This window comes from Actinopolyspora sabaoui, assembly GCF_051225635.1.
Taxonomy (GTDB): Bacteria; Actinomycetota; Actinomycetes; order Mycobacteriales; family Pseudonocardiaceae; genus Actinopolyspora.
Window position 1 is genome coordinate 179,703 of the sequence record NZ_JBMIHH010000005.1, and the last position, 15,929, is coordinate 195,631.

Consider the following 15,929-nt stretch of genomic DNA (forward strand, 5'->3'; position numbering starts at 1 on the left):
TCCCCGGAACGTGGGCGTTACGACCGTTTTGTTACCGAATGGTAGGATTCGCTGCGCAGGTAACTCGGGTTTCGACGCGAGTACGTCCTCCGTCGTCGGAAGTCGTGGTCCGTCCCGTGGGACTTGCCCGGCGGTACCTGTCCGGTGGGAGGGCCCCTAAGTTCTCGATCGTGTATCAGGTACGTTGAGTGCAAATCGTGACGATTCCCCCGGTGGAGTTAGCTCCAGCCGGGAGAACCGGAAGGAGCCCAGTTGGGCGCGCTGGTGTTGAGCCAGGGCGGAACTTTCGAGCCGCCCGGTGTCGATAGCTTTTTCCTCCCGCCGATCTTTGGTGAAGTCACCAAGCCGATCGTGCTCGTAGTGCTCTCGGCTGTCATCGTCGGTGCGTACTTCTTGATTGCCACCCGCAATCTCAAGTTGGTACCTGGCAAGGCTCAGTTCGCGGCGGAGTACATCTACGACTTCAGCAGGAACACGATCGCCAGGGATCAGATCGGGGCGCAGCACTTCCGTCCCTTCATCGGGCTGATCTTCGGGCTGTTCACCTTCATCCTGGTGAACAACCTGTTCGGGATCATTCCGCTGATCCAGTACCCCACGATGGCCAAGATCGGGTTCCCGGTCGCACTGTTCCTCATGGTCTACGTCGTTATCCACACCGTGGGATTCCGACGTCACGGCTTCCTGGGGTACTTCAAGCATGTGATGTTCCCCCCGGGGGTACCCAAGCCGGTCTACATCCTGCTGGCCCCCATCGAGTTCCTGCAGAAGTTCCTGTTTCAGCCGGTGGCGCTGGCCATTCGAGTCTTCGCGGCCATGTTCGCCGGACACCTCATTCTGCTGGTGTTCACTCTCGGCGGGCAGTATCTGCTGCTCGAGGGGAGTGCGCTGCTCAAGCCGGTTTCCATCGTCAGCTTCGCCTTCGCGATCCTTCTGACCTTCGCCGAGGCCTTGATTCAGGTCTTGCAGGCGTACATTTTCGCGGTGCTCACCGCCAACTTCATCGGTGCCGCACTCGCGCAAGACCACTGAAGGACAGATCGAGACCTCACGATCCGCGTGTTATGCGGACCGAGTTGAAAGGTAGTAACAGTGAGCAACATCGTTCTTGCACAGGCTGCGGAGACCGCAAGCAACATCAACCCGGGCCTGGCCGCCATCGGCTACGGCGTCGGTGCGATCGGTCCCGGTATCGGCGTTGGTCTGATCTGGTCGGCCGTCATCAACGGAACCGCTCGCCAGCCCGAGGCGCAGGGCCAGTTGATGGGTATCGCCTGGATCTCCTTCGTTCTGGTCGAGGTGCTGGCGCTGATCGGTCTGGTCCTCTACTTCATCGCTTCCAACGCCTGAGTCCGACAGCTTGACGGGTTGGGAGAAGTCCTGATGGAGAACAAGATGGTGCTGGCAGCGGAGGGCCACAATCCGATTCTGCCCGCTCCGGCCGAGATAATCGTCGGTTTCGTCGCGTTCGCCGCCCTCCTGTTCGTGCTCTACAGGTACGCCGTTCCGCGCTTCGAGAAGGTCTACCAGGAGCGCAGCGAGCGGATCGAGGGTGGCATCGCCCGGGCCGAGGAAGCGCAGGCCGAGGCACAGCGCACCCTGGAGCAGTACAAGGCACAGCTCGCCGAGGCACGTGCGGAGGCCGCCAGGATCCGCGACGATGCCCGTGCCGAGGGGCAGCAGATCCTGGACGAGATGCGCTCGCAGGCTCAGGAGGAGAGCGACCGCATCATCAGCCAGGGGCAGGCACAGCTCGCCGCGCAGCGTTCGCAGGTCATCGCGGAGCTGCGTGAGGATCTCGGCAGGCAGGCCGTTGACCTGGCGAGCAAGGTCGTCGGTGAATCCCTCGAGGACGAGGCCCGGCGGCGCGGCACGGTGGACCGGTTCCTGGACGAGCTGGACGCCGCTTCCGCCCCGTCGACATCGGCCAACAGCTGAACGGTTCCGACCGTTCGGTCGAAGGTCGAAGGGACGTAAGTGATGGGCCCAGGAGAGAAAGGCGTGCAGAGTTGAGCACCCTCGTGAACGCCGCGAGTCGCGATGCCCTGGCAGCCAGCGAGCTGCAGCTGTTGCAGGCCACTGACGGGGCAGGACCCGCGGAGATCACCGGGCTCGCCGAGGAGTTGTTCGGGGTCGCCGCGCTGCTGCGCGGCGAGTCCGCCCTGCGGCGTGCTCTTGCCGATGCCGCCACCCCCGCTGAGTCCAGGCAAGGTTTGGTCCGCGAACTGCTGACCGATCACCTCGGTGCACGGGCGCTGCCGGTGGTAACCGAGGCGGTGGGAGTTCGCTGGTCGTACCCCGGTGACCTGGTGCACGGTCTCGAACGGCTCGCCCGTGTCGCGCTGCTGGTGCAGGCCGAGCGTGCGGGCAGGCTCGACGCGGTCGAGGACGAGCTGTTCCGGCTGGGCCGCATCATCGGCGGTCAACCCGAGCTGGAACGGCTGTTGTCGGACCCCACGGCCGATGCCACCGGTAAGGGAGCCGTCATCCAACAGCTGGTCGGCGGCAGGGTCGAGGACGTGACCGAGCGACTGGTTCGGCAGCTGGTCGAGCAGTCGTCGGGACAGCACCTCAGCGAAGGGCTGGAGGAGTTGGCCGAGCTTTCCGCCAAGCGGCGGGAGCGTTCGGTCGCCCACGTTCGCTCGGCGATTCCGCTCAGCGACGAGCAGCAGCAGCGATTGGCCAGTACCCTGCAGCGCATATACGCGCGGCCGATTGCGGTACACCTGGAAGTGGACCCGCAAATCGGTGGTGGGCTGGTTATCCGGGTCGGTGAGGAAGTCATCGACGGCAGCACGTCCGGACGGCTGCAGGCACTGCGGCGCGACCTCTCCGACTGACGGACGGTATTCCCGAGCCCGTCGTCGGAAGGGGCCGGACCCCCTTTCCACAGAACGAAGCGAGAGCAGGAACGAGACATGGCGGAGCTGACGATCTCGTCGGACGAGATCCGCAGTGCGATCGAGAAGTACGTCTCCAGCTACTCACCCGAGGTCAGCCGCGAGGAGGTCGGGGTCGTCACGGACACCGGTGACGGCATCGCCCATGTCGAGGGTCTGCCTTCGGTCATGACCGAGGAACTGCTGGAGTTCCCCGGCGGCATCTACGGCGTCGCGATGAACCTCGAGGCGCAGTCGATCGGTGCGGTCATCCTGGGTCAAGCCGACCAGATCGAGGAGGGCCAGGAAGTCAGGCGCACCGGCAAGGTGATGTCTGTACCGGTTGGCGACAACTTCCTCGGCCGCGTGGTCAACGCGGTCGGTGAGCCCATGGACGGGCTCGGCGACATCGAGGCCGAGCAGAACCGCGACCTGGAACTGCAGGCCGCCTCGGTCGTCCAGCGCCAAGAGGTCAACGAGCCGATGCAGACCGGCATCAAGGCCATCGACTCCATGACCCCGATCGGCCGTGGCCAGCGCCAGCTGATCATCGGTGACCGCAAGACCGGCAAGACCACGGTCGCGCTCGACACCATCATCAACCAGAAGAGCAACTGGGAGAGTGGTGACGCGGACAAGCAGGTTCGCTGCGTCTACGTGGCGATCGGTCAGAAGGGTTCGACCATCGCCGCGGCGAAGCGTTCGCTGGAGGAAGCGGGCGCGATGGACTACACCACCATCGTCGCCGCCCCCGCGTCGGACTCCCCGGGTCTGAAGTGGCTGGCCCCCTACGCGGGCTCGGCCCTCGGTCAGCACTGGATGTACCAGGGCAAGCACGTGCTGATCGTGTTCGACGATCTTTCCAAGCAGGCCGAGGCCTACCGTGCGATCTCGCTGCTGCTGCGGCGCCCGCCGGGACGTGAGGCCTACCCCGGTGACGTGTTCTACCTGCACTCCCGGCTGCTGGAGCGTTGTGCCAAGCTGCACGACGACCTGGGCGGTGGTTCGATGACCGGACTGCCGATCATCGAGACCAAGGCCAACGACGTGTCGGCCTACATTCCCACCAACGTCATCTCCATCACCGACGGACAGTGCTTCCTGCAGTCGGATCTGTTCAACTCCGGGCAGCGCCCCGCGATCGACGTCGGTATCTCGGTCTCGCGTGTCGGTGGTTCCGCGCAGCTCAAGGCGATGAAGACCGTCACCGGTTCGTTGAAGATCGACCTGGCGCAGTACCGTGAGCTGGAGGCGTTCTCCGCGTTCGCCTCCGACCTGGACGCGGCCTCCAAGGCGCAGCTCGATCGCGGTGCACGCCTGATGGAGATCCTCAAGCAGGGCGAGGGCTCGCCGTTCCCCGTCGAGGAAGAGGTCGTCTCGCTCTACCTGGGAACCAAGGGGCACCTGGACGACGTCCCGACCGCCGACGTGCGTCGGTTCGAGTCCGAGTTCCTGGCGCACATGCGGCGCAACCAGGACACGGTGCTCAAGGACATCGTCGAGAGCAAGAAGCTCTCCGACGACGGTGTCCGGGCCATCGAGGACTCCGTCACGGAATTCAAGAAGCAGTTCACCACCTCGGAAGGCGGTGCTGCGCTCCCGCAGCACGACGAGGCCGGCACCGTGGAGGCCGACGAGGTCGCCCAGGAGACGGTGAAGGTCAACCGCCCCGCCGGGGACAGCGAGAAGTGACCGGGTAGCTATGGCTCAGCTTCGCGAACTACGAGACCGCATCCGGTCGGTGCAGTCGACCCGGAAGATCACCAAGGCGCAGGAACTCATCGCCACCTCGCGGATCACGCGGGCACAGGCGAGGGTCGAGGCCTCCAGGCCCTACGCCGAGGAGATCACCAGGGTGCTGACCGCACTGGCCGATGCCAGCCCACTCGATCATCCGCTGTTGGTCGAGCGGGAGAACTCCAAGCGCTCCGCCGTGCTGGTCGTCACCAGTGATCGCGGCTTCTGTGGTGCCTACAACGCCAACGTGATCCGTGCGGCGGAGGAGCTGCAGAACACGTTGCGGCAGCAGGGCAAGACTCCGCTGCTGTACGTGATCGGACGCAAGGGCGAGGCGTACTACCGATTCCGCAACCGGGAGATCACCAAGAGCTGGAGCGGTTTCACCGACCGGCCGGACTACGCCAACGCCGCGGACGTCGGTGAGACCTTGGTGAATGCTTTCATGCAGGGCACCGAAGAGGCCAAGCATCGGGAAACGCCCGAGGACGTACTGGGCGTGGACGAGATCCATCTGGTGCACACCGAGTTCGTCTCGATGCTCACCCAGCGGCCGATCATTCGACGCGTCGCTCCGCTGGAAGTCGAGTACACCGAATCGCAGGGGCTGCGACCGGCCTACGACTTCGAGCCGGACGCCTCGACCCTGTTCCGGGAGCTGCTTCCGAAATACATCAACACCCGCCTGTTCGCCGGGTTGCTGGATTCGGCTGCCTCCGAGCACGCCGCGCGCCGTACCGCCATGAAGTCGGCCACGGACAACGCGGACGAGATCGTGCAGAACCTCAGCCGTGAGGCAAACCGGGCGCGCCAGGCCCAGATCACCCAGGAAATCAGCGAGATCGTCGGTGGTGTCGAGGCGCTCTCGTCTGCAGGAAGTGAGTGACATGACTGCAACTGCCACTAGCACTGCTACTGGCACCGGTCGCGTCGTCCGGGTCCTCGGCCCGGTGGTGGACGTCGAGTTCCCCCGCGATCACGTGCCGGATCTGAACAACGCGCTGTCCGTGGAGATCACGGCAGTGGGTATGTCGAACAACGTCACGCTCGAAGTCGCGCAGCACCTCGGTGACAACGTGGTGCGCACCATTTCGATGCAGCCCACTCAGGGGCTCGTGCGTGGCGCGCCGGTCACCGACAGCGGTGCCCCCATCTCCGTACCGGTCGGTGACGTGGTCAAGGGCCACGTGTTCAACGCCCTCGGCAACTGCCTGGACGAGCCCGGTTACGCCTCCGACGCGGAGCGTTGGAGCATCCACCGGAACCCGCCGACCTTCGACAAGCTCGAGGGCAAGACCCAGTTGCTGGAGACCGGCATCAAGGTCATCGACCTGCTGACTCCCTACGTGCAGGGCGGCAAGATCGGCCTGTTCGGTGGTGCCGGTGTGGGCAAGACGGTGCTCATCCAGGAGATGATCCGCCGTGTCGCCAAGAACTTCGGTGGCACCTCGGTGTTCGCCGGTGTCGGTGAGCGTACCCGTGAGGGCAACGACCTCTGGGTCGAGATGTCGGAGTCCGGCGTGCTGGCCGACACCGCGCTCGTGTTCGGCCAGATGGACGAGCCGCCGGGTACCCGTATGCGGGTGGCGCTGTCCGGGCTCACGATGGCGGAGTACTTCCGCGACGTGCAGAACCAGGACGTGTTGCTGTTCATCGACAACATCTTCCGGTTCACCCAGGCCGGGCAGGAGGTGTCCACCCTGCTGGGCCGGATGCCCTCCGCGGTCGGTTACCAGCCCACGCTGGCCGACGAGATGGGTGCGCTGCAGGAGCGGATCACCTCCACGCAGGGGCGTTCCATCACCTCCATGCAGGCGATCTACGTGCCCGCGGACGACTACACCGACCCGGCGCCCGCGACCACGTTCGCCCACCTGGACGCGACGACCGAGCTGTCCCGGTCGATCACCCAGAAGGGGATCTACCCAGCGGTGGACCCGCTGACCTCCACCTCCAGCATCCTCGACCCCGGCATCGTCGGGGACGACCACTACCGGGTGGCCCAGCAGGTGAAGCAGATCCTGCAGAAGTACAAGGAGCTGCAGGACATCATCGCGATCCTGGGTATGGACGAGCTGTCCGAAGAGGACAAGGTTACCGTCAACCGGGCACGCCGGATCGAGCGTTACCTGTCGCAGAACTTCTTCGTGGCCAAGCAGTTCACCGGCCAGGAGGGCTCCTTCGTGCCGCTGAAGGAGACCATCGAGGCGTTCGACAAGCTCTGCAACGGTGACTTCGACCACTATCCGGAGCAGGCGTTCCTGTCCATCGGTGGGCTCGAGGACCTGCAGCAGGCCTACGAGAAGTACAACCAGGAGTGATCGGGTAGTCACCCGTTGCTTCGGCGGATCGCGGGTGTCGGGACTCTCGGCACCCGCGCCGTGTTCGGGACGGTTCGAACCTCGGTGACGCCGCTGTTCGGGCGGGCCCGATCCATCGGATAGACTACGACGACACACCGACGAAGGAGACACGCGTGGCCGAGATGTCCGTCGAGCTGGTCGCCGTGGAGCGCCGACTCTGGTCCGGTACCGCGACCAGTGTGGTAGCCCAGACGACCGAAGGTGTAATCGGCATCCTGCCCGGACACGAGCCGATGCTCGGTCAGTTGGTCGAAGGGGGTGTCGTCAAGATCACGACCCCCGATCACGAGACCGTCACCGCCGCGGTGCACGGTGGCTTCCTCTCGACCTCGAACGGCGTCGTCAGCGTTCTCGCGGAGTCGGCGGAGCTGGCTCAGGAGATCGACGTGGCCGCCGCGCGGCGCGATGCCGAGGGTGAGGATGAGCAGACCAGAGTGCGGGCCAGGTCACGGCTGCGAGTGGCGGGCTACTCCGTCTGACGGCCACGACGAATGAGCCCCTCGATCCTGCTGCTGGCCCTCGTGCTCGGCTCGGCGGTTGTCGTCGTGCTGGCCGTGCTCGGCGGGCTGCTGCTCGCGCGTCGGCGGTTGGGCAAGCTGAAGGCGGGGGGCATCGAGGTCGCACTGCGGGTCCACCGCGCTGAACCCGGTCGGGGCTGGCATCTGGGGGTCGCGCACTACCACGGCGAGGAATTCGCCTGGTATCGCGCGTTGAGTCTGCGTTCCGGCCCCGACTGGGCACTCAACCGGGGCGACATGGAAATCGCCTCCCGGCGAAACCCCAGTACCGCCGAAACCTACACCATGCCCTCCGGGTCGTTGGTGGTACATCTGAGCCGATCCGGTGACGACATCGAGATCGCGATGGGCTACGACGCGTTGACGGGCTTTCTCTCCTGGATGGAATCGGCACCCCCCAGCAGCGTCGCTCCCTGGGCCGGGCATTGAGGTTTTCCGCCCGGCTCGCGTAGGTGTCCGGTGGCGGAATCCTCTGGCACGGCTCTCGCTCACCGGCGCGGCGATTTCTTGGGAAATTGAGGCCCGTCCTGCCGTGCCGTTCCACCGGTGCGGAAGCTTCCGGAGACTTTCGTGGCGGGCTCCGTGACGGGTTGCTTAGCATGGCGAAGTGCGAATCGAAATCAGTCGCTATGATCACCCCGACGCTGCGGAACTCATCCGTCAGGTGCAGCAGGAGTACGTCCACCGCTACGGTGGGCCTGACAGCACGCCGCTGCTGCCCGAGGACTTCCTGCCGCCGCGCGGATTGTTCCTGATCGGCTATCACGCCGAGCTTCCGGTGGCGATCGGTGGCTGGCGCGCGCAGGACTCCGAGGTCGACGGCTTCGAGGACGGCGACGCTGAGATGAAGCGGATGTACGTGATTCCGGGGGCACGTGGTTCCGGCTTCGCGCGGGCGGTCCTCGCCGAGCTGGAGAACACCGCCGTGCGGGCAGGCCGGAAGCGTATGGTCCTCGAGACCGGGCTGCAGCAGCCCGAGGCGATCGGCCTGTACGAGTCGTCCGGCTACCACGAGACAGCCAAGTTCGGGGTGTACCGCGAGGAGCCCGACAGCCGATGTTTCGCCAAGGAACTCAACTAGACCTCGGAAAAGTGCTTGTGTGCGTGGTCGGGTAGCCGACACGTGAGTCGGTGCCTTGCGGCGTTGGGCCGGCTTTTGAGTAGCGACCTACGCGGCGAGCGGCCCGGCCTTGCGATGCATCCGACTCCCGCACCGGGGACACGCGCGTTGCTTGATCCCATGGTCCCGTCCCGACGAGCGGCGCGGCGATTTCGCGAGAAATTGACACCGCATCGGGGGCGGGGCGGAACCTCTCGCACGGCTCTCGCTCCGGGAGACCCGACATCGGGTAGCGACCTACACAACGTCGGGCCTTCCTCGCGGGAGCCGCACACGAGAACCCGCGGCGGTGCGAGCTGCGGTTGTGGTGGGACTTCGGCGCTGCTGCGCCGATTGATGGATCTGCCTTAACCGCGATACCGACGGCGGGCCTTAACCGCGATACCGAGGGCGGGAAGTCGATCCACCTGAGGGAAGTCGAACCGACTTCGGCTCACGATTCCTGTTCCGCGTTGCCGCCGGGGCGCCACAGCACGTCGCCCGCCGGGTTCGCCACGCGGGCGAGGATGAACAGCAGGTCGGAGAGCCGGTTGAGGTACTTGGCCGGTGCCTCGTTGGTGTTCTCCGGATGGGTGTCGAGCAGCCGCCAGGCCGAACGCTCGGCCCGCCTAGCCACACAACGGGCCTGGTGCAGCAGTGCACCGCCGGGGGTGCCGCCGGGAAGTATGAACGACTCCAGCTTGCCCAGACGTTCGTTGTACTCGTCGCACCAGCTCTCCAGCCGCGACACGTAGCTCGGCTGCACCCGCAGCGGTGGATACTTCGGTTCCTCCAGCACTGGTGTGGCCAGATCCGCTCCGACGTCGAACAGGTCGTTCTGCACCGAACGCAGCACGTCATGCACGTCGGCGTCGAACGTGGCGGTGGCCAGGGCGACGCCGAGCACGGAGTTCGTCTCGTCCACGTCCGCGTAGGCATCCAACCGCGGATCGGTCTTCGAGACCTCGGAGTTGTCCGAGAGCCGGGTGGTGCCCGAGTCGCCGGTACGCGTGTAGATCTTGGTCAGGTGCACGCTCATGCGTGCCAGCCTATGCGTCCTCGGCTCTCGGGCCGCCCTGAGGCCGTTTCGGAGTATAGGTGGGGCGCGTTGGTCCGATCGTCGTACCACCCACTCGGATAGCACCCGCACCGCGGCCGTAACCTGGCTGTCCGTGAGTGAGCATTTCCGGGTACACGGTGGCGCCCGTCTCGTCGGAGAAGTCGGCGTGGTCGGCGCCAAGAACAGCGTGCTGAAGCTGATGGCCGCTTCGCTGCTGGCCGAGGGCACGACGACCATCACGAACTGCCCGGAGATCCTGGACGTCCCGTTGATGGCCGACGTGCTGCGCAGCCTGGGATGTTCGGTCAGTATCGACGGCCCCACCACCACCATCACCACGCCGCCCGACATCAGTCACGAAGCCGTTTCGGTTCACATGAGCAGGTTGCGGGCCTCGGTGTGCGTACTCGGGCCACTCGTGGCTCGTTGCAGGCACGCGGTGGTCACCCTGCCCGGTGGTGACGCGATCGGATCCCGACCGTTGGACATGCACCAGAACGGGCTGCGGCAGCTGGGGGCCTCCAGCCACATCGAGCACGGCGCCGTGGTGGCACAGGCCGAGAACCTGCACGGTGCGCGGATATGGCTCGATTTCCCCAGCGTCGGTGCCACCGAGAACATTCTGATGGCATCGGTGCTCGCGGACGGCACCACCGTGATCGACAACGCGGCCCGCGAACCGGAGATCGTGGATCTGTGCGTGATGCTGCAGCAGATGGGTGCACGGATCGAGGGAGCGGGTACTTCCACGCTGACAGTGCACGGTGTGCCGCGGCTCGAACCGGTTCGTCACCAGGTGATCGGCGATCGCATCGTGGCGGCGACCTGGGCCTTCGCCGCCGTTGCCACCCGTGGTGACGTGACCGTGCACGGTGTGGATCCGAACAACGTGAATCTCGTGCTGGAGAAGCTACGCGGCGCCGGGGCCGAGGTGGCGATCGAGGACGAGAGCTTCCGTGTCGCCATGGAGCGGCGTCCCAGCGCGGTGGACTACGTCACGTTGCCGTTCCCCGGCTTTCCCACCGACCTGCAGCCCATGGCACTCGCCTTGTCGGCCGTGGCCGACGGCACATCCATGATCACCGAGAATCTCTTCGAGTCCCGGTTCCGCTTCATCGAGGAACTGGTCCGGATGGGGGCCGATGCTCGCACCGACGGGCACCACGCCGTGGTGCGGGGACAGGAACGGCTCTCCAGCGCTCCAGTGTGGGCCTCGGACATCCGTGCCGGGGTGGGACTCGTCCTCGCGGGACTGTGCGCCGAGGGAACCACCGAGGTCTGGGACGTCTTCCACATCGATCGCGGTTATCCGGACTTCGTCAAACAGCTGTGCGGACTGGGGGCCGACATCGAGCGTGTCTCCGACTGAGCGGGAGATCCCGGTCGCCGAGGGTGTCCCCGCTCGTGCGGAGCCCGCGAGCTCTCCCCGAGGTAGGTGCGGCCTGCGAGCTGTTCGGTAACCCGCTGACGCCGGTTCGAGGCGAACTACACACTTACGTGTGGTTACTTTTGGTGTTCGTTCAGTTACCTTGGGTGTGCTGTCGATGATCTTGACGTGGTTGTCGCCGGCATTGCAGGGGAGTTCACACGGCCATGGAAGACGGAGTGCAGCGTCCTCGACACGATCTCGACCATCCGAACGCGATCCGGCTGACACAGTCGGAGTGCCCGCATCCGCGGGAGCGGCTGCGCTGGCTCGGTGACTTCACCGGCTCGTTCGAGCAGTGGCTGGTCCAGATCGACTGTCTGCGGTGCGGCGGTTCCTGGGATCTCAATTCCCGGGACAGCGATGCTCCCTGGGAGCAGGTGACCCAGTTGCTGGACGAAGGCAGGTTCAGCAAGCTGTGTCCACGTATCGGTCCGGTACCGGGCGAGACCCGTGCGGCCGCCGCCGTCAACGCCCGCAGTTCGGAGATTCTGCACGATCTCAAGAACATGGGTGCTGTGAAGTTCCCGATCGACTGAAGGCGCGGCTCGTTGCGGGTTCGTGTGCCGTGTGTCTCGGACTCTCGGGCCGCAGGATCCGAGGAGCAGCTGATATGAGCTTCGACTGGTCGCAGGCCACGTTCCGCAAGGCGGAAGCCTCCAGTATCGAGGGCACCGAGTGCGTCGAAGTGGCGCGACTCGGTGACATCTACGGGATAAGGAACTCGCGCGATCCCGAGGGGCCGGTACTCGAGTTCACCGAGGCGGAGATGGCGGCGTTCGCTTCCGGGATCCGCAACGGTGAGTTCGGAGTCTGACGGATTCCGTCCTCCTCCCCGGTATGCCGTTTGATTCAGGGTCGGTCCCGCCCGGCGTAGCCGCGGACAAGCGTCCGAGCGGAACTCGATCGTGATCGATCACTCCGACAGCCCGGTGTGGGACCCTGCTCGCTCGCACGTCTTATCGCGCCGAGCGAGCAGGAGGTTCCACCGGACGTCCCGTCGACATCTCGGGGTGAGAAACTCGATCAGCCCTCTCCGGTGACGATCCGCTCCCCTTCCACGTGCACAGCGATCCCGGGAAGCGCGGTGCGGGCCGGACCACTGACCACCTCACCCGAGGAGGATTCGAACACCGAGTTGTGGCAGGGGCAGCGCAGCTGGTCGCCATCGGCCCGCACCGTGCATCCCATGTGAGTGCACACCGCACTGTGCGCGGTGAACTCCCCCTCGCTCGGCTGGGCCAGCGCGATCTGTTCGTTCTCGGGTCCCTCGGTTATCAGCGCGCCACCGACCGGAACCTCGTCCACACGTGCCAGTGCGCTGCCTTGTTTCGGGCTTTCCCCCGTCGATGAGCCGGTCTCTTCGGTGGTTGTCAACGAGGAACCGTTGTAGGAACCGTCCCCGCAGCCGCTCAACGCCGTCATGCCCGCGACGGCCCCTCCGGTGACCAGGAATCGACGCCGGGAGGTCGCTCGTTCGGAACTCATTTCGCCTCCGAGCTGTCACTCGCGTCGAACCGCACGATACCGGCATAGTGGCACGGTCGCCGAGTGCGGTACAGCGTTCCGGGAACCGATCGGAACGCGCCTCGCAACGGCGGACCCGGTGACGGACACTTCGACGGCGGAGCTGGAAAAACCATGAGCCCTTCTGACCAAGCCGGACGCGCAATCGTCGAGCTGTTGAGGACACTGGTGGCGACAGGACTGCTCATGTCCGCTGTGGTCCACCTCGAACTCTGGGCTCAAGGTGTGCGCGACGTAGCGGTGATCGGGCCGCTCTTTCTGCTCAACGCGGTCGCGGGTGTGGTACTCGCGTTCGTGTTGCTGTGGTGGAAGCACTGGCTTCCCGTGCTCGGTGCGCTCGGTTTCGGTGTTCTCACGCTGGTTGCCTTCCTCCTCGCCGTCACCATCGGCTTGTTCGGTTCCGAGGAGGTGGCGATGGGAGTTCCGCAGTTGCTGGCCGGGGTCGCCGAGGGCATCGTGATCGTGGCCGCGGTCCCGTTGCTACTGCTCGGCAGCCACGACTGAGCTTCGTACCGCCCCGTTCCGCGAGTGCTGCCACTCGCTGGAAGGGGACGCGAGTATCGCGATGGCCTACCGAACGGATGTTCAAGGTATGCCGTCCCGCCAAGTGGTGAAGGCCACGCGCAGTCCCAACGCGATCAGCACCAGGCCGGTGGTCGACTCCAGCGCTGGACGGAACCAGCGGCGGCGCAGCGCGCCTTGGATGCTGCCGAACAACCAGGAAGTCAGCCGCCACCACAGCAGTCCGACCGCGATGAACGCCAGTGCCAGTTGCAGTGATGTCCTCGCGTGTGGTTCGTTCGGCCCGATGAACTGGGGCAACAGTGTCAGGAACAGCACGGCGATCTTCGGATTGAGCAGGTTGCTCAAAAGCCCCTGGCGGTAAGCCACACTTCTTCCGAGGGCTGCCGGGGCGGCTGTGACACCCGGCTCGGACGGTGTCGTGCGCGTCCGGTTCGCACGTACGGCCCCCAGCAGGCTCTGGAATCCCAGCCAGAGCAGATATCCCGCTCCGGCCGTCCGGAGCACCGCGTAGGCAGTGGCCGAAGTGGCCAGCACGGTTGACAGCCCGATGACCGAGGCCGTCGCGTGCACCACCAGCCCGCTGCAGCATCCGAGTCCGGTCCACCACATCGCGCTCGTTCCGCCACGCAGGCTGTTGCGCAGCCCGAGGGTGATGTCGGGGCCGGGGGTTATCGTGATCAGGGCGGCCAGGACCAGGAACGGCAACAGTTGATCGGGCACGTTCCGAGGTTAGGTGTCAGGGGCCTCGGTTATCATCGGTTCCGACGACACGGGAGCACCGCGTCGTGCGCTCCCGCTACGAGCCGTTCGCCTCGTCCGTTCCGCTTCGTTCGTGCAGCAACAACAGCGTGTAGGCGGCGATGGACTGCGCATCGGTTACCGCACACTGTCGAATCATCCCTTCGAATTCCGCACGTGTGAACCAGGCCGAGCGCATGTCCTGTTCCTCCGGTTCACGTTCGTGCTCACCGGGGGTGAGGCCGGTGGCGAGGAAGGCACGGCCCCGTTGGCTGGACAGTCCGGGCGCCACGTCCAGCGAACCGAGTTCGACGAGACGCTCGGCCCGTAGGCCGGTCTCCTCGCGCAGCTCGCGCCCGGCTAGATCCAGCTCGTCGAGCTCGACCAGACCGGGTGCGGTTCCCTGCGGAAACTCCCAACGGCGTATCCCCAGTGGATAGCGGTACTGTTCGACCAGCTGTACTCGTTCGGCCCCCGGAACATCGCTCACTTCACCGGTTTCCAGCGGTATGATCAGAGCGTAGTTGGGCTTGTCCACGACGCCGTAAATCCCGTCGGAACCGTCGGCACGTCGGACGGCGTCCTCCCGGACGGTCATCCACGCATTGGCGTAAACCTGCCTACTGCTCTCGGTTCGCATCTGCTCCGTCCGCTTCGGATGTGGCCCCGGTTCCGGATGTGGTTCCGGTAGGCGGTTGTCGGAAGTGGTGAGTCTTGCCTTTACGCTCTGTCGAGTGCGTCTGGTAATCGCTTCCTGCAAGGTCGACTACATCGGCAGGCTCAACGCTCATCTGCCGTTGGCGACACGACTACTGTTGATCAAAGCCGATGGTTCGGTGTCCGTGCACTCCGATGACCGAGCCTACAAGCCGTTGAACTGGATGAGTCCGCCCTGCTGGCTGATCGAGGATCCCGATGTGTGGACCGTGCAGAACAAGGCGGGCGAGAAGCTGGTCATCGACGTCAAGGAGATCCTGCAGGACTCCAACTACGAGTTGGGGGCGGAACCGGGGTTGGTCAAGGACGGCGTCGAGTCGCACCTGCAGCAGTTGCTCGCCGAACACGTCAGCACACTCGGTGACGGTTGGAGTCTGGTACGCCGGGAGTATCCGACCCCGATAGGGCCGGTCGACCTGATGTGCCGCGACTCCGAGGGCAGCAATGTCGCCGTCGAGATCAAACGGCGCGGCGAGATCGACGGAGTCGAACAGTTGACCCGGTATCTCGAGCTGCTCAACCGTGACCCGGTGCTGGCACCGGTCGGCGGTGTTTTCGCGGCGCAGCAGATCAAACCACAGGCACGTACGCTCGCGGAGGACCGCGGCATCCGCTGTGTGACGCTGGACTACGAACGACTGCGGGGAATCACACCGGACGAGTACCGGCTCTTCTGAATGCCGCTCGGGAAGCGGTTCGCCGAGTCGGTTCCGTGGAGTCGCCACTCGGGGCGGTCTCGATCGGGGGCCTGGTGGGAGCTCGGCACGGGAGTGCCGGAGGTGCGGCGATTTCGTGGGAAATTGACGAACAGGCGGCGCAGCCGCCTACGCCCGCTCTCGCAACCAGCCGCGCGACCATCTCGGTCCTCGAGTTGATGAGAATTACCGTAGGCTGCGGAGTCCGTTCAGAATCCGTTCCATCAGCTCCATGTCCGGCGAGCTCACCCGAGGTGGACTCCAAGTTTGGTCGGGGAAGCCGGAAGGGCGGTACGGCGATGGGGCGGTGGCTCCCGGGGAGTGCTGTCGTGGCAGTTCGCCCCGGAACGCGGTTACGTAACGATGTGTCCGGCAGGGGCGTGGTGCTCGCGGCAGCGGCTCCGCATCGACGGGAGGAAGTGTTTCGGGAATAACGGGAGCCGTCACTGTTCGGTTTCCTTGCCGCGTTTCGATGTAAGAGCTGTCGGAGTGAGCACAGCGGTGGTGTCGTCCCCCGGGGCAGCGGCACGATGCGCCACGACGGACGGCTCCGTCACGGCTCCGGTCGACACTCGGTGTTCGCCGGGCAGCCACCGATGTCCTGTCCACGACGTCCCCGACTGTGGGGTCCGTCCACTCATGGAA

19 protein-coding genes are annotated in these 15,929 nt (G+C 65.3%); 15 read left to right on the forward strand and 4 right to left on the reverse strand.

Features of this window, described 5'->3' with window-relative positions; genetic code table 11:
* Positions 1 to 252 precede the first annotated feature (252 nt).
* The 10 genes from atpB (at position 253) to ACOQFL_RS10865 (ending at position 8,578) form a co-directional block, all read left to right on the forward strand.
* Positions 253 to 1,032 (forward strand): F0F1 ATP synthase subunit A, encoded by a 780-nt coding sequence (gene atpB, locus ACOQFL_RS10820; RefSeq protein ID WP_092630053.1) that lies wholly within the window; start codon positions 253 to 255, stop codon positions 1,030 to 1,032.
* 60 nt (positions 1,033 to 1,092) lie between these two features.
* Positions 1,093 to 1,350 (forward strand): ATP synthase subunit C-like protein, encoded by a 258-nt coding sequence (locus ACOQFL_RS10825; RefSeq protein ID WP_092630055.1) that lies wholly within the window; start codon positions 1,093 to 1,095, stop codon positions 1,348 to 1,350.
* 33 nt (positions 1,351 to 1,383) lie between these two features.
* Complete coding sequence (locus ACOQFL_RS10830; protein ID WP_092923926.1) at positions 1,384 to 1,938, forward strand: F0F1 ATP synthase subunit B; 555 nt, start codon at positions 1,384 to 1,386, stop codon at positions 1,936 to 1,938.
* A gap of 71 nt (positions 1,939 to 2,009) precedes the next feature.
* The gene (locus tag ACOQFL_RS10835; RefSeq protein WP_435544001.1) at positions 2,010 to 2,840 is read left to right on the forward strand and encodes a F0F1 ATP synthase subunit delta; all 831 of its coding nucleotides are present in this window, start codon (positions 2,010 to 2,012) and stop codon (positions 2,838 to 2,840) included.
* Positions 2,841 to 2,918: 78 nt separating this feature from the next.
* Complete coding sequence (atpA, locus tag ACOQFL_RS10840) at positions 2,919 to 4,571, forward strand: F0F1 ATP synthase subunit alpha (RefSeq protein WP_435544002.1); 1,653 nt, start codon at positions 2,919 to 2,921, stop codon at positions 4,569 to 4,571.
* A 10-nt stretch (positions 4,572 to 4,581) separates the two neighbouring features.
* Positions 4,582 to 5,502 (forward strand): F0F1 ATP synthase subunit gamma, encoded by a 921-nt coding sequence (locus ACOQFL_RS10845; protein ID WP_092923917.1) that lies wholly within the window; start codon positions 4,582 to 4,584, stop codon positions 5,500 to 5,502.
* A gap of 1 nt (position 5,503) precedes the next feature.
* Complete coding sequence (atpD, locus tag ACOQFL_RS10850; RefSeq protein ID WP_092630070.1) at positions 5,504 to 6,937, forward strand: F0F1 ATP synthase subunit beta; 1,434 nt, start codon at positions 5,504 to 5,506, stop codon at positions 6,935 to 6,937.
* A gap of 155 nt (positions 6,938 to 7,092) precedes the next feature.
* A complete protein-coding gene (locus tag ACOQFL_RS10855) occupies positions 7,093 to 7,458 on the forward strand; it encodes a F0F1 ATP synthase subunit epsilon (protein WP_092630073.1) in 366 nt (121 codons plus the stop codon).
* A 12-nt stretch (positions 7,459 to 7,470) separates the two neighbouring features.
* A complete protein-coding gene (locus tag ACOQFL_RS10860; protein ID WP_435544003.1) occupies positions 7,471 to 7,926 on the forward strand; it encodes a DUF2550 domain-containing protein in 456 nt (151 codons plus the stop codon).
* 178 nt (positions 7,927 to 8,104) lie between these two features.
* The gene (locus tag ACOQFL_RS10865; RefSeq protein WP_435544004.1) at positions 8,105 to 8,578 is read left to right on the forward strand and encodes a GNAT family N-acetyltransferase; all 474 of its coding nucleotides are present in this window, start codon (positions 8,105 to 8,107) and stop codon (positions 8,576 to 8,578) included.
* A gap of 472 nt (positions 8,579 to 9,050) precedes the next feature.
* Here the strand turns inward: ACOQFL_RS10865 and ACOQFL_RS10870 are convergent, their stop codons facing one another.
* Positions 9,051 to 9,635 (reverse strand): cob(I)yrinic acid a,c-diamide adenosyltransferase, encoded by a 585-nt coding sequence (locus ACOQFL_RS10870; protein WP_435544005.1) that lies wholly within the window; start codon positions 9,633 to 9,635, stop codon positions 9,051 to 9,053.
* Between the two features lie 133 nt (positions 9,636 to 9,768).
* Here ACOQFL_RS10870 and murA point away from each other — a divergent pair, with 133 nt between their 5' ends.
* The 3 genes from murA to ACOQFL_RS10885 all read left to right on the forward strand — a co-directional run bounded on the left by murA (position 9,769) and on the right by ACOQFL_RS10885 (position 11,899).
* Positions 9,769 to 11,025: a UDP-N-acetylglucosamine 1-carboxyvinyltransferase gene (gene murA / locus ACOQFL_RS10875; protein ID WP_435544006.1), complete on the forward strand. Its 1,257-nt coding sequence runs from the start codon at positions 9,769 to 9,771 to the stop codon at positions 11,023 to 11,025.
* A 224-nt stretch (positions 11,026 to 11,249) separates the two neighbouring features.
* Positions 11,250 to 11,621, forward strand: a complete 372-nt coding sequence (locus tag ACOQFL_RS10880; protein ID WP_435544007.1) for a hypothetical protein — start codon at positions 11,250 to 11,252, stop codon at positions 11,619 to 11,621.
* 74 nt (positions 11,622 to 11,695) lie between these two features.
* A complete protein-coding gene (locus ACOQFL_RS10885; protein WP_435544008.1) occupies positions 11,696 to 11,899 on the forward strand; it encodes a DUF397 domain-containing protein in 204 nt (67 codons plus the stop codon).
* Between the two features lie 209 nt (positions 11,900 to 12,108).
* Here the strand turns inward: ACOQFL_RS10885 and ACOQFL_RS10890 are convergent, their stop codons facing one another.
* Entirely contained in the window at positions 12,109 to 12,570 is a 462-nt protein-coding gene (locus ACOQFL_RS10890) for a Rieske (2Fe-2S) protein (protein ID WP_435544009.1), read from the reverse strand.
* Positions 12,571 to 12,723: 153 nt separating this feature from the next.
* Between ACOQFL_RS10890 and ACOQFL_RS10895 the strand changes: the two genes are divergently transcribed.
* Complete coding sequence (locus ACOQFL_RS10895; protein ID WP_435544010.1) at positions 12,724 to 13,113, forward strand: hypothetical protein; 390 nt, start codon at positions 12,724 to 12,726, stop codon at positions 13,111 to 13,113.
* Positions 13,114 to 13,194: 81 nt separating this feature from the next.
* Here the strand turns inward: ACOQFL_RS10895 and ACOQFL_RS10900 are convergent, their stop codons facing one another.
* On the reverse strand, positions 13,195 to 13,854 hold the full coding sequence (locus ACOQFL_RS10900) for a LysE family translocator (protein ID WP_435544011.1): 660 nt from the start codon (positions 13,852 to 13,854) through the stop codon (positions 13,195 to 13,197).
* A 76-nt stretch (positions 13,855 to 13,930) separates the two neighbouring features.
* Positions 13,931 to 14,512, reverse strand: coding sequence for an NUDIX domain-containing protein (locus ACOQFL_RS10905; RefSeq protein ID WP_435544012.1), 582 nt, complete (start codon positions 14,510 to 14,512; stop codon positions 13,931 to 13,933).
* Between the two features lie 94 nt (positions 14,513 to 14,606).
* On the opposite strand from ACOQFL_RS10905, the gene nucS reads away from it, so the two are divergent.
* Complete coding sequence (gene nucS / locus ACOQFL_RS10910) at positions 14,607 to 15,266, forward strand: endonuclease NucS (RefSeq protein WP_435544013.1); 660 nt, start codon at positions 14,607 to 14,609, stop codon at positions 15,264 to 15,266.
* The last annotated feature ends 663 nt before the right edge of the window (positions 15,267 to 15,929 follow it).